The sequence below is a fragment of the Acidovorax sp. Root275 genome (assembly GCF_001428965.1).
In the GTDB taxonomy this organism is placed as follows: Bacteria; Pseudomonadota; Gammaproteobacteria; order Burkholderiales; family Burkholderiaceae_C; genus Acidovorax; species Acidovorax radicis.
Genome location: NZ_LMJH01000007.1, coordinates 93,854 through 107,041, shown reverse-complemented (window position 1 = coordinate 107,041; position 13,188 = coordinate 93,854). Strand labels below are relative to the sequence as shown.

Annotated in this window: 9 protein-coding genes; 4 read left to right on the top strand and 5 right to left on the bottom strand. The window is 62.9% G+C overall.

Going from position 1 to position 13,188, the window contains the following annotated elements; genetic code table 11:
- Positions 1 to 24: 24 nt before the first annotated feature.
- The gene (locus tag ASE52_RS09850) at positions 25 to 1,503 is read left to right on the top strand and encodes a Ppx/GppA phosphatase family protein (protein WP_057225757.1); all 1,479 of its coding nucleotides are present in this window, start codon (positions 25 to 27) and stop codon (positions 1,501 to 1,503) included.
- Between the two features lie 57 nt (positions 1,504 to 1,560).
- Positions 1,561 to 2,094, top strand: a complete 534-nt coding sequence (locus ASE52_RS09845; protein ID WP_057225755.1) for a hypothetical protein — start codon at positions 1,561 to 1,563, stop codon at positions 2,092 to 2,094.
- A 44-nt stretch (positions 2,095 to 2,138) separates the two neighbouring features.
- Here the strand turns inward: ASE52_RS09845 and ASE52_RS09840 are convergent, their stop codons facing one another.
- From ASE52_RS09840 to ASE52_RS09820, 5 genes are all read right to left on the bottom strand, one after another.
- Positions 2,139 to 2,603 carry a histidine phosphatase family protein gene (locus tag ASE52_RS09840; protein ID WP_029412758.1) on the bottom strand — a complete coding sequence of 155 codons (465 nt, stop codon included), beginning with the start codon at positions 2,601 to 2,603 and terminating at the stop codon, positions 2,139 to 2,141.
- On the bottom strand, positions 2,600 to 4,687 hold the full coding sequence (gene ppk1 / locus ASE52_RS09835) for a polyphosphate kinase 1 (protein WP_277814405.1): 2,088 nt from the start codon (positions 4,685 to 4,687) through the stop codon (positions 2,600 to 2,602). Before ppk1 ends, ASE52_RS09840 begins: the two co-directional genes overlap by 4 nt.
- A gap of 120 nt (positions 4,688 to 4,807) precedes the next feature.
- Positions 4,808 to 5,896, bottom strand: a complete 1,089-nt coding sequence (locus ASE52_RS09830) for a glycosyltransferase family 1 protein (protein WP_057225754.1) — start codon at positions 5,894 to 5,896, stop codon at positions 4,808 to 4,810.
- Complete coding sequence (locus tag ASE52_RS09825; RefSeq protein ID WP_057225753.1) at positions 5,893 to 6,762, bottom strand: UDP-2,3-diacylglucosamine diphosphatase; 870 nt, start codon at positions 6,760 to 6,762, stop codon at positions 5,893 to 5,895. Before ASE52_RS09825 ends, ASE52_RS09830 begins: the two co-directional genes overlap by 4 nt.
- Positions 6,762 to 7,598 (bottom strand): GNAT family N-acyltransferase, encoded by an 837-nt coding sequence (locus ASE52_RS09820; protein ID WP_057225752.1) that lies wholly within the window; start codon positions 7,596 to 7,598, stop codon positions 6,762 to 6,764. The genes ASE52_RS09825 and ASE52_RS09820 overlap by 1 nt, the downstream gene beginning before the upstream one ends.
- 243 nt (positions 7,599 to 7,841) lie before the next feature.
- Here ASE52_RS09820 and ASE52_RS09815 point away from each other — a divergent pair, with 243 nt between their 5' ends.
- Complete coding sequence (locus tag ASE52_RS09815; RefSeq protein WP_057225750.1) at positions 7,842 to 10,754, top strand: EAL domain-containing protein; 2,913 nt, start codon at positions 7,842 to 7,844, stop codon at positions 10,752 to 10,754.
- 145 nt (positions 10,755 to 10,899) lie between these two features.
- Positions 10,900 to 13,125, top strand: a complete 2,226-nt coding sequence (locus ASE52_RS09810) for a bifunctional diguanylate cyclase/phosphodiesterase (RefSeq protein ID WP_010457881.1) — start codon at positions 10,900 to 10,902, stop codon at positions 13,123 to 13,125.
- Positions 13,126 to 13,188: the final 63 nt, after the last annotated feature.

Below are 13,188 nucleotides of genomic sequence, written 5' to 3'. Positions count from 1 at the left end.
GAACGAAGCTCCAACCAGAAAAACATGCAGAACGGCACACGCCTCGCCGCAGTCGACCTCGGCTCCAACAGTTTTCGCCTCGAAATCGGGCGCTATGAGTTCGGTCATATCCAGCGGGTGGAATACCTCAAGGAGACCGTGCGCCAGGGCAATGGCCTTGACGAAGATCGCAATTTGACACGCGACGCCATGGAGCGTGGCTGGGCCTGCCTGGCGCGGTTTGGCGAGCGGCTGGCCGGGTTTCCACGCGCCCAGGTTCGCGCCGTGGCCACACAGACGCTGCGCGAAGCACGCAACCGGGAAGAGTTTCTGTTGCGCGGCAGCGAAGTGCTGGGCTATCCCATCGACGTCGTCTCTGGCCCCGAGGAAGCACGGCTGATTTACCAGGGCGTAGCCCGCCTGCTTCCGCAATCCGACGAGCGCCGCTTGGTGGTGGACATCGGTGGGCGTTCCACCGAATTGATTTTGGGCCAGCAGTTCACACCCCACGCCGTGGCTTCGTACCGGGTGGGCAGTGTTGCCTGGTCGCAGCGCTACTTTGCCAACGGCGAGTTCACCGCGCAGGCCTTCCTGGCAGCCGAGATCGCAGCCAAGGCCGTGTTGGACGAAGCGCTGGAGACCTTCCAGCCCGACGCCTGGGAGATAGCCTATGGATCCTCCGGCACCGCCGGAGCCGTTGGCGACGTGCTGACGGCTGCGGGTGGGCCACAAGGCCTCATCACCCGCGAAGGCCTCCATTGGCTGCACGAGCGACTGCTGCGCGCCCAGTCAGCGGACCGCATACGCCTGGAAGGCCTCAAGGAAGAACGGCGCGCCGTCATCGGCGGAGGCATCAGTGTGTTGCGCGCCGTGTTTGACCTGCTGGACATCGAGCAGATGCATGTCGCCCAGGGTGCCTTGCGCCAAGGTGCACTCTACGATCTGCTCGACCGCGAACAACCTGGCACCGACCTGCGGACCACCACCGTAAATGGCCTGATGCAGCGGTTTGGTGTGGATATAGAACACGCGGAGCGTGTCGCACGCACTGCGTGTGCCCTGTTTGATCAGGCCATGCCTTTCGGGAGCGAGCGCGCATCGCGAAAACTCGATTGGGCCGCCCGGCTGCACGAGATTGGCTGCCTGATCTCCCACAGCGACTACCACCGCCACGGCGCTTACATCCTCGACAACACCGACGCCGCTGGATTTGCCGTCCCCGAACTTCACCGCCTCGGGATACTGGTTCAAGGGCAACGCGGCAAGGTGCGCAAACTGGAAGCGGACTTGCAAGACCCCGTCTTCGCGCTTCAGCTGCTCAGCATGCGCCTGGCCGTGGCACTGTGCCACGCCCGCCGCGACCCGGACACGGCCGGTCTTTCGTTGCAAGCAGAAGGCCAGCGTTTCATTCTGAGAGCCCGCGCCGGCTGGGCGGCGATCTTTCCACAATCTGCACACCTGCTGCGCGAGGAAATTCAGGCATGGCTAAAGACACCTTGGGAACTGGTGGTTGACCTACCGTGAGCATCAGGAATAAACTATATAAACTGTTTATACCGTTTATCGAAAAATTCCTTTGTCATGACCACATCCAGCACCACCACTACGCCAGCAGCCCTCGCACCGAACCCCACGCCAGCAACTCCGGCAAAGTCGGTCAAGACCACTGCTGCGGCTACCAAGACCTCGGCCAAAACAGCGGCTGCCGCCAAGCCACCGAAAAAATTGGCGGCAAAGCCCGCCACGGTTCCCAAGAAAAAAGCACCCAGCGCCAAACAGGTGACGCCCAAACAGCCCAAGGCACCCACGCCGGTAGCCACCCGGGACGTTAAGGCCAAGAAGCCCAAGCTGGTGCGCGACAGCTTCACCATTCCCAAAGACGAATACGCAGTCATCGAAACCCTGAAGCAGCGCTCAGCCGCTCTCGCCCAGCCTGTGAAGAAAAGCGAACTGCTGCGCGCGGGCCTCAAGGTCCTGGCAGCGATGTCCGACGCAGCGCTGCGCAGCGCGGTGCAGGCAGTACCTTCCATCAAGACGGGACGCCCGAAGGCAGACGCAGCACCGGCAACACCCGTGCCAGCCACAAAAACGACCGCCAAAGCCACGCGCAAGTAAGCCCACTGTTCTGCGCCGGGTGAGGCTCCTCGGCGCAACCGGCATCAAAGAAACTCGGGAGACTGGACCGTGATCAGCAACGTCTGGCTCTGGTCCAGCCGTTGCCGCTGTCTCAACCACCAGACAGCCCCCTTGCGCACGGCGCACTCCGAAGCCTGGAGCCCCATCAACTGCGCAATGGTCTGGCCCAGCACGGGTTGATGGCCCACCACCAGCACCGTGCCCTTGGCGCGTGGCCATTGCACAAGATCCAGCAGATCCTGCGGAATCGCACCAGGTAACAGCTCAGCGCGCATCTTGAATTTTCGCCCCAGAGCGCTTGCAGTCTGCTCCGTGCGCCGCGACGGACTGGCGAGCACACGCAAACCCTCGGGCAATTGCCGGTCCAGCCAGGCGGCCATGCGTGCAGCCTGCTTCTCCCCACGCGACGTCAAAGCTCTCGCCAGATCGTCCCCCCCCTCTGCAGGCTCTTCCGCCTCCGCATGGCGCCACAAAATGAGGTCCATCATGCCGTCCCCTGATCCACGTGCGCCACCGATGGGGCCGGACCATACCGGACCATCAGAGCGTTCTGTGCGCCCAAACCATCCTGGGGACGAGGAGCCCTGCCGTAGGAGCCATCTGCGTTCAGGGTCCAGGCATCCCGTTCATCATGCAGATAGGCGACCAGGCATTCATCGACAATCTGCTGGCGCAGGCGAGGGTCGGTCACGGGCCAGGCCAGCTCCACCCGCCGCATCATGTTGCGGTTCATCCAGTCGGCACTGGAGAGATACAGGTCTTCCTCATTCCCGCTGCGGAAATAGAAAACGCGCGTGTGTTCCAGAAACCGGCCAATGACCGAGCGCACACGGATGTTGTCGGTCACCCCAGGGACTTGGGCAGCCAACATGCAGGCTCCGCGCACGATGAGGTCAATGCGTGCCCCGCGCTGGCCGGCCGCAATCAGGGCGCGCATCAGGGCCTCGTCCGTCAGGGCATTCATCTTGGCGACGATGCGCGCATCCTCTCCCCTACTGGCGGCCAGCCCCACTTGTTCGATTTTTTCCAGCATGCGCCGGTGCAGATGGAACGGCGCCAGCATCAGCTTGCGCAGCTTGGGCGGACGGTTCTGGCTCGCCAGATGGTTGAACACCCCATCCATGTCAGCAGTGGTTTCCTCATCGGCCGTGAGGTAGCTCAGATCGGTATAGAGCCGCGCAGTACGCACGTTGTAATTGCCGGTGGAAAGGTGCCCATACCGCCGCAGTTTTCGCCCTTCCCTGCGCGTGACGAGCAGCATTTTTGCGTGCGTCTTGAGCCCCACCACACCGTAGACCACCTGCGCACCAATGGACTCCAGGGCCTCGGCCCAGTTGATATTGGCCTCTTCATCAAACCGGGCCTTGAGTTCCACCACGGCCATGACCTCCTTGCCGCGACGCACCGCCTCGGTGAGCAGATCCATGAGTTCGGAGTCCGCCCCGGTTCGGTAGATCGTCTGTTTGATGACGAGCACGTCCGGGTCATTGACGGCTTCGCGCAGAAAAGCGAGTAACCCATCAAAACTTTCGAACGGCTGATGGATCAGCACATCGTGCTTGCGCAGTTGCTCCAGAATGGACACGCCGGACTGCAATTGCCGAGGCCAGGCAGAGTTCCAGGGCGCAAACAGGAGGTCCGGGGCATCCACCAGATCCACGAGTTGTGTCAGTCGCACCAGATTCACGGGACCCTGCACCCGGAACAGGGCAGCTGCCGGCAAGGCAAATTGCGCCAACAGAAAATCCGACAGAAACTGCGAACATCCAGAAGACACCTCCAGCCGCACCGCTTGCCCGTAGTGCCGGTGCTGCAAGCCCTGGCGAAGTGCGGTCCGCAGATTGCGCACGTCCTCCTCGTCCAGTGCCAGGTCTGAATGGCGCGTGACGCGGAACTGCGAGAACTCCGTGACCTCGCGCCCCGGGAACAAATCCTCCAGATGCGCCCGGACAATGCTGGAAAGGCTCACGAAAAGCGCTTCCCCGGGAGCAACGCGGTCAGGCATGCGGATGAGTCTTGGCAGGGCCCGGGGCACCTTGACGATGGCGATCTCGTTCTCGCGGCCAAACGCGTCGTGACCTTTCAACCGGACGATGAAATTCAGCGATTTATTGGCTACCTGTGGAAACGGGTGTGCCGGATCCAAGCCCACCGGAATCAGCAGAGGCCGAACTTCGTCCAAAAAATAATCGTGGACCCACCGCTTTTGCGCGGGAGAACGCTCGCTGTAGCCCACGATGCGAATCCCGTGTGCGGCAAACGCCGGCACCAAGGAATCGTTGTACAGCGTGTACTGCCGCTCCACAAGGCTGTGCACCTTGGCGGCCATGGCTTCGAAGGACGCCGTTGAATAAAGCCCCTTGGTCTCGCCCTTCTGCGCCGCGGTGATGTGTGGCGCAGCGCGCACCTCAAAAAACTCATCGAGATTGGAAGACACGATGCACAGATAGCGCAGCCGCTCCAGCAAGGGGACATCCGTCCGCACGGCCCAGTCAAAAACCCGCTCATTGAAAGCCAGGATGCTGTGATCTCTGTCCAGAAACATCTGAGGAGGGTGGCTGGTGGATTGCACTAACGTACAGCTCGTGCCACTGTCATGCAACAGGGAGGTGGTGGCATGTGTGCCAGCATGATCGAAAGGCAAAGGCAACATGGGTACGCAAACGCGGCAAGTGCAGGATGCCTGCAGTATTTAACGCCCAGATGACAACGATGTGACAGGTTTTGTGACAGTCACACAAGATGCATCCTGCACACGGGCGGGGACCAGGTACTGTTCAAACAGCCGGGCGGCATGAGCCCAGGTGAAATCGAGTGCCCGCGCGCGTGCTTCGGACCGGGGAATCGCCAAGGCCTGCTGGCTTGCCAGGAGCAGATCATCCTGCAACACACCCCCTCTGGGGGCCTGGCCAGCATGCGCTCCCAGCACTTCCATGGGGCCATCCTCGGGATACGCTGCCACAGGCGTCCCGCAGGCCATGGCCTCCAGCATGACCAAACCAAACGTTTCTGACCGGCTTGGAAATACAAACACATCAGCGGCCGCATAGACCTCTGCCAAAGCCGCGCGATCCAGGATGCCCAGCCAACGAACCTGCGGGTACTTCGCCTTGAGACGCGCCTCCAGCGGCCCAACACCACAAACCACCTTGGAGCCCGGCATGTCGAGCCGGAGGAAAGCTTCGATGTTCTTTTCGTACGAAATCCGCCCCACATACAGCGACACCGGGTGCGCCAGAGTGCCCATGAGCGGGCTCTGGGTGGTTGCGCCATGGAACGGAAAAACCCGCGTGTCGACTCCATGGGTCCACGGGCGCAGATTGCGGAAACCCCGACGCTCCAGCATCTGCAGAACGCCTTGCGTGGGCACCATCACTCCCGAGGATGGACGGTGGAAATGCCGGAACAGCGCATACCCCCAACCAAGCGGCACACGCAGCGCCGCATGCAGTATTTCCGGAAAACGTGTGTGGAAAGCCGACGTGAACGCTAGGCCCTTGCGCAGGCAGTAGCGGCGCCCCGCCCAGCCCAGCGGCCCTTCTGTGGCAAGGTGGATGGCATCGGGCTGCATGGCGTCCAGTACCTCTGCCACGCGCTTTATCGGCCGCACGGCCAGGTCGATGCCGGGATAGCCAGGGCAGGGACGGGTTGCAAATTGACCGGGGTGCAGCACTTGCACCTCGTGCCCGGCAGTTTCAAGCGCCTGCACCAGTTCCAGCAGGGTGGTAACCACCCCATTCACCTGGGGAAGCCAGGCATCGGTCAACAAGGCAATTTTCATAACACAACAGCGGCCTCGGCCTGGGGGATATTTGCGAGCGGAGAAGCCGACCACTGCAGCAGTTCCAGTCGGCCGTCCATGTGCTCGACCAGGGCGGTGTGGCTTTCCACCCAGTCGCCGTCATTGCAATACAGGGTCCCGCCGATCTCCCGCATCTCAGCACGGTGGATATGGCCACACACCACGCCATCATGTCCCCTGCGGCGCGCTTCGGCTGCAACGGCCACTTCAAAATCAGTGACGTAGTTCAGTGCTTTCTTGACCTTGCCCTTCAGGTACGCCGACAGGGACCAGTAGGGCAACCCCACGCGGGCACGCAGGGTGTTGAGGTGCCGGTTGAGTTTGAGGGTGAACTCATACAGGTTGTCGCCCAGATACGCCAGCCACTTGGCACACTGAATGACCCCATCAAAATGATCTCCGTGCGTGACCCAGAGGCTGCGACCATCGGCCGTCGTGTGAACCGCATCGGCCCGCACCTCGATGCCACCAAAAGAGTGGCCTACGAACGCACGGGCGAATTCGTCATGGTTGCCGGGTACAAACACCACCCGACACCCTTTGCGCGCGCGGCGCAGGAGCTTTTGCACCACATCGTTGTGGGCTTGTGGCCAGAACCACTTGCGGCGCAGTTGCCAACCATCCACGATGTCGCCGACCAAGTAAAGGTGATCGCTGGGATGGTGCTTGAGAAAGTCCAGCAATGCGACCGCCTGGCAACCTGGAGTACCCAGATGCAGATCAGAAATAAAGACCGCGCGGTACCGGCGATGACCAGCGGCGGATGCCTGTGCGTCGTCGGCCGTGTCCTCGTGGCCCAAGGACGGTTCCATCCAGGGACCCAAGGCATCGAACGCGGTGCGCATCAGGCCCCCAGAAAATGCTTGCGATAGCGGGGATGAAGATCTGCCAGACGCATCAGCATCGGCAGGTCTGCGGTGTTGAAATCCGGGTCCCAGGCCGGAGCGCCCAACACGCGTGCCCCGAGCCGCAGGTAGCCTTTGATGAGTGCCGGGGGCTCTACCGTGATCGAGCCATCAAGCTGCTCCACGGGCAAGGGCAACCGGGGGAGCACGTGGTATTCGATGGGGGCCAGGTGCGTCTGGCGCACCTGCTGCCAGATGCTGGCGGCAGCATCGCCGCTCACAACGCCGTTGTAGAGCATGGGAATGCTCGCGCAGCCGATCATGGTGTCCAACTGGTTGCGCACCATGAAATCCGCCAACGCGCTCCACAAGGCCATGATCACGCCACCGTGGCGATGATCGGGGTGCACGCAACTGCGCCCCAGTTCCACCATGCGGGGACGCAGCGAACGCAGCCGCGTGAGGTCGAACTCGGTATCGCTGTAGGTACCACCAACGCGTCGGGCTTGTGCCGGAGTGAGCACCCTGTAAGTCCCAATGACTTGCTGGCTCTGGGCATCGCGCACCAACAGGTGTTCGCAGTAATCGTCGAACAGGTCCACATCATGGCCCGGGATGGGGGTCGTCAATCGAGCGCCCATTTCCGCTGCAAACACGTCGAACCGCAGCCGCTGCGCCTGGCGCACTTCGTCTTCATGGCGCGCCCAGGCCACCTGAATGGCGCCACGTTCCGGCACCAGACGCGCTGCGCCAGACAGAGTACCCGCACCACGAAGTCCCCTCGGAGAAGCAACTTCGGCTGGCAGGGGCGGTGTCAAGGTGGGCAATTCATTCATGGTGCAACATCTCCTTGCGTCAGGACGGTTTCGGCTGGGGGCCCCAACCATGGGCTGGGAACCGTTTTCCCCTGGGAGCGAGTGTGAAATTGGCACATGACGCAGCCATGTCGATGGCATGTCAATGCCGTGACATGCGTACCCTGGGAAGGCACCTACGCAGGCAATCGTTGGGCCTGCATAATTGGTCCAGGAACTCGTACCGTGCACGCCTCCTTCCCCGCCCGCCCCCGAAGCCCTGCCATGGGCGCGCTGGTCGTGTTTGTTCTGGCGGCACTGTGTGCAGGCGCTTTGGTGTGGGCGTTGGAGCGCCAGGAACAGGCACAGCAGCGCACGCAGGTGACAGACATGGCGGGCGACCATGTGCAGGCCTTGCAGCGCGCCATCGAACTGGCCCTGTCCGCCAACAACACCCTGGTCGCCTTGGTACGCCAGGGCAAAGGGCAGGTGACGCAGTTTGAAGAGATCGGCACCCAGATGCTGCCGTTCTACCCTGGCATTGCGGCCATGGGCCTGTCCCCCAACGGCGTGGTAAGGCACGTGGTGCCGCGCCAGGGCAACGAAAGCTCCATCGGTTTCGATCAACTCAATGACCCGCGTCAAGGTCGCGAATCCGCCAGGGCACGGGAGTCAGGCCTGCTGACCCTGGCTGGCCCCATGGAGCTGGTGCAAGGCGGGCTGGGGGTGGTGGGGCGCCAGCCGGTCTATCTGGAGGATGCCCAGGGTCACCGCACCTTCTGGGGCTTTACCTACGTCACCATCCGCCTGCCCGAGGTGCTCGCCGCTGCGCGCCTGCCGCAACTGACCCAGCGGGGATACCACTACCGGCTGTGGCGCATCCGGCCCGATACGGAAGAAGAGCAGACGATTGCAGCCTCTGCACCGCCCCCGGGCCCCGATGCCGTGGGCAGGTCGCTGACCTTGCCCAATGGACAGTGGACGCTGAGCCTGACCCCCATCAAGGGTTGGGGAGACCCGGGCGTGCTGGCCATGCGATGCGCGATCGCCTTGCTGTTTGCCTTGATGATGGCCTACGTGGCCCGGCTGCTGTTCGAGCTGAAAGAGCATGAGCGAGGCCTGGCCTACCAGGTGGCGCAGCGCACCTCGGAAATCCAGGCAACCCAGCAGCAATTGCACGCCACCATCGACGCCATACCGGATCCGCTTTTCGAGCTCGACCAGGATGGTTTTTACTGCAGCGTGCACAGCCCGCGCGCGGAGCTGCTCATGGCCCCCGCCGAAACGCTGGTGGGACGCAACGTGGCCGATGTGATGCCTGCGCTGGCGGCCTTGTCAGTGATGGACGTGCTGAATGAAGCCCAGGCGCAGGGCTGGTCCACCGGGCGGCAGATCATGCTCGACCTGCCCCGCCTGGGCGCCACCTGGTTTGAGTTGTCTGCGGCGCGCAAGGCGACTTCCCCCAACGCAAAACCGCGGTTCATTGTGCTGTCGCGCGACATCACCGAGCGCAAGCGGTCCCAGGAGCAGTTGCAACTCACCGCGCAGGTGTTTGACCAGAGCAGTGAAGCCATCGTGATCGCCGATGCTGCCCATACCATCGTGCGCATCAACAGGGCGTTCACGCGGATCACGGGGTATGCAGAAGCCGAAGCGGTAGGACAGTCAGTGCGTCTACTCACCGTCGCGGGGTCCGGCCACGACTTCGATGCGGATACCGTCTATGCACAGCTGCCGCAGGGCGGAAGCTGGGAAGGCGAAGCCCTGGGACACCGCAAAGACGCCTCCACTTACCCCCAGTGGCTGTCGGTCAGCAGTGTGCGAGACGGCAATGGTGTGGTCACCCATTCCATCACGCTGTTCCGTGACATCACCCAGCAGCGCGAGGCCCAGGACCGCATTCAACGCCTGGCGCACTTCGACCCGCTCACGAACTTGCCCAACCGCGCGCTGCTGGCAGAACGCGCCCATCGCCACATTGCCGATGAGCAGGCACGGGGTGGCACACTGGCGATGCTGTTTCTGGACCTGGACCACTTCAAGAATGTCAATGACTCACTGGGCCACAGAATTGGCGACATCCTGCTTGTGGCGGTGGCACAAAGGCTTCAGTCCCTCTTGAGGCCCCATGACACGGTCTCGCGCCTGGGCGGTGACGAGTTTCTTCTGTTGCTCCCATCCACCACAGCAAGCGCTGCCGCCGAAATGGCCATGCAGCTGCTCGCGGCCGTGGCCCAGCCGTTTCAGATCGACCCCTACGAGCTCACCACCACCTTGTCGGTCGGCATTGCGATGTATCCGGCCGATGGCGAATCGTTCGACACGCTGTACCAACGGGCGGATGCCGCCATGTACCGCGCCAAACAAAACGGGCGCAACCGGTACGGATTTTTTACCGCCGATATTGAAGCGCGCACGGCCCGCGCCTTGCTGATAGAAAACGCACTGCGCCGTGCACTGGAGCGCAACCAGTTTGAGCTGCACTACCAGCCACAGGTTTCGCTCTCCACGCGCCAGGTGGTAGGCGCGGAGGCCCTGCTGCGCTGGCGCCACCCCGAGCTGGGCCTGGTGTCACCGGCAGAGTTCATCCCCGTCGCCGAAAGCAGCGGCATGATCGTGGCGATTGGCGAATGGGTCATCCACACGGCGGTGACCGACATCAAGCGCTGGCTGGATCTGCACCTGCCCCTGCGGGCCGTCTCCGTGAACGTTTCTGCCGTGCAATTCAGGCACCCTCAACTGCCCGAGATGGTGACCCGCTGCCTGGAACAGGCCGGCCTGCCTGCCCGCAGGCTGGAGCTGGAGCTGACCGAAGGTGCCGCCGTGGACGACCCTGCCGCTGCACTGGCGATGATGGACCAGTTGCACGACCGGGGCGTGCGCCTGTCGATGGATGACTTTGGCACCGGGTACTCGTCGCTGAGCTATCTCAAGCGCTTTCAGATCTACAAGCTCAAGATCGATCAATCGTTCGTACGCGATCTTGAAGAGGATGCCAACGACCGCGCCATCGTCAGCGCCATCATCCGCATGGCGCAGGCTCTGGGCATGCAGACCACGGCCGAAGGGGTGGAAACCGACGGACAGCTCGAGTTTCTGCACGCGCAGGGCTGTGATGAAGCCCAGGGCTTTTACTTTAGCCGCCCACTGCCGGCCGACGCCTTCGAGGCCTACCTGCGCGGACAGCAGGCACGCTAAGGCTGGCTAAGATCGTGAACACGTTCTTACTTGGTGCTGCGACGGTGCGGAAGGTGCGGGAGGGGCGCCGGCGGCTGTAAGGGAGCACTGCTACACTTTGGTACAAATTACCAAGGCCGCCAGGCCCTACGCCCGTACCGGTCTCATGTTTGCGCCGTTCAGCACTCCAGAATTGCAGCGTCCTGGAGTTGCCACCGACACTCCCCTGCAACGCGCGCTGCGCGAACAACAAACCCTGCTCGACAGCGCAGGCGTGGGCATTGTGTTCCTGCGCCAGCGCAGTGTGGTGCGCTGCAACCAGCGGTACGCCGAGATTTTTGGCTATGCCAGCCCCGAGCGGTTGGTGGGACTCAACACCGAGGCGTTCTACCCCTCGCGCGAGGCGTTTCGCGATCTGGGCCGCACCGCCTATCCCGTGCTGGCCCAGGGCCAGGCATTCCGCGTCGAGCGCCAACTGCGCCGATGCGATGGCAGCTTGTTCTGGGGCAGCCTGACGGGGCGGCTCATCAACCCACAGGACACGACAGAAGGCTCTATCTGGATCCTGGACGACATCGATGAGCAAAAGCGCGCCCAGGCGGCGCTGGGTGCGGCAGTGCGTGAAAAGCAGTTGCTCTTCGACAGCGCGATGGTGGGGATCGCGTTCCTGCGTGACAGGCATCTGACCCGCTGCAACCACCACTTTGAACAGATGCTGGGCTACCAGCCGGGAGAACTGGCAGGCAGCCCCTCGCGCCAGTGGTACGCCAGCGATGCCGCCTGGGAAGAAGTCGGCCGCCGGTGCTATCCGCAGCTGGCCGCAGGCCACTCCTACGAAGGCGAGCTGGAGCTGTGCCGCAAGGACGGGACCCCCGTGATCTGCGAGGTGCGCAGCAAGTCCATCGACCCTGCCGATCCGTCCCAGGGCTCCATCTGGATCACCATGGACATCACGGAGCGCAAGCAGGCGCAGGCCCTGCTTGCCAGCACCCACGAAGACCTGGAAAGGCAAGTGCAGGACCGCACCCGCGAACTGCGCGAAACCGTGGACAACCTGCACCGTGAGATTAACGACCGCAAGGCCGATCAGGAGCGCATCTACTGGCTGGCCCACTACGACGCCCTGACAGGCCTGCCCAACCGCACGCTGCTGGCCGAACGGGCACAGCAGGCCATCCGCGTCGCCCAGGAAGGCAACACGCCGCTGGCCCTGATCTTCCTGGACCTGGACCATTTCAAGCATGTGAACGACTCCCTGGGCCACCGCGTGGGCGATGCGCTGCTGGTGGAGATCGCCAAGAGGCTTCGTGCAGTGGTGCGCGACAAGGACACGGTGTCGCGTCTGGGCGGTGACGAGTTCATTTTGCTGCTGCCCGGTGCCAACGCGCACGGTGCCGCCCGCGTGGCCGGCAAACTGCAGGAGGCATCGCGCCAGCACTACCAGATCGACCACCACGAGCTGACCATGGCGCCATCCATGGGCATCGCGCTGTTCCCGCAAGATGGCGCGGACTTCGATACGCTGACCCAATCGGCCGATGTGGCCATGTACCGCGCCAAGCTGGATGGCCGCAACACCTTCAAGTTCTTCACCCCCGAAATGCAGGCGCAGTCGGTGCGCGCGCTGCAGCTCGAAAACGCCCTGCGCCGTGCGCTGGAGCGCAACCAGTTCCACCTGCACTACCAGCCGCAGATGAGCCTGACCAACGGCTCCGTGCGCAGCGTGGAAGCGCTGCTGCGCTGGCAGCACCCGCAGCTCGGCGGGGTGTCGCCGGCAGAGTTCATTCCCATTGCCGAAGACAGCGGGCAAATCCTGCAGATTGGGGAATGGGTGCTGCGCACCGCGCTGGCTCAGCTCAAAACCTGGCGCACCAGCGGTTTTCCCAAACTGACGATGGCCGTGAACCTGTCTGCCATCCAGTTTCGCCAGCCCCAGCTGCCAGAGCTGGTGAGCCGCATGCTGGCCGAATTCGATCTGCCGCCCGACTCCCTGGAACTCGAACTGACCGAAGGCGTGGCGGTGGACGACCCGCATGCCGCGGTGGCCACCATGGACCAATTGCACGCGCGCGGCGTGCGCATGTCGATGGACGACTTTGGGACCGGCTACTCATCGCTGAGCCAGCTCAAGCGCTTTCAGATTTTCAAGCTCAAGATCGACCAGTCGTTCGTGCGCGACCTGGGCGATGACGGCAACGACCGCGCCATCGTGAGCGCCATCATCCGCATGGCCCAGGCGCTGGGCATGCGCACCACGGCCGAAGGCGTAGAGACCGAAGGCCAATTGGCCTACCTGCGTGAGCAAGGCTGCGACGAGGCGCAGGGTTACCACTTCAGCATGCCGCTGTCTGCACCAGAACTGGAAGTTTTCATGCGGCGGCAACTGCATTGAACAACGTTTGCCGACAGGACCATGCCCAGACCAATGGCTCCTGAAAGAGCCACGGGAGCCACA

Excerpts from the sequence above, each read along its gene's own strand:
- ASE52_RS09850 (WP_057225757.1), top strand. The coding sequence starts at position 25 with ATGCAGAACGGCACACGCCTCGCCGCAGTCGACCTCGGCTCCAACAGT.
- ASE52_RS09845 (WP_057225755.1), top strand. The coding sequence starts at position 1,561 with ATGACCACATCCAGCACCACCACTACGCCAGCAGCCCTCGCACCGAAC.
- ASE52_RS09840 (WP_029412758.1), bottom strand. The coding sequence starts at position 2,603 with ATGATGGACCTCATTTTGTGGCGCCATGCGGAGGCGGAAGAGCCTGCA.
- ASE52_RS09830 (WP_057225754.1), bottom strand. The coding sequence starts at position 5,896 with ATGAAAATTGCCTTGTTGACCGATGCCTGGCTTCCCCAGGTGAATGGG.
- ASE52_RS09825 (WP_057225753.1), bottom strand. The coding sequence starts at position 6,762 with ATGCGCACCGCGTTCGATGCCTTGGGTCCCTGGATGGAACCGTCCTTG.
- ASE52_RS09820 (WP_057225752.1), bottom strand. The coding sequence starts at position 7,598 with ATGAATGAATTGCCCACCTTGACACCGCCCCTGCCAGCCGAAGTTGCT.
- ASE52_RS09815 (WP_057225750.1), top strand. The coding sequence starts at position 7,842 with ATGGGCGCGCTGGTCGTGTTTGTTCTGGCGGCACTGTGTGCAGGCGCT.
- ASE52_RS09810 (WP_010457881.1), top strand. The coding sequence starts at position 10,900 with ATGTTTGCGCCGTTCAGCACTCCAGAATTGCAGCGTCCTGGAGTTGCC.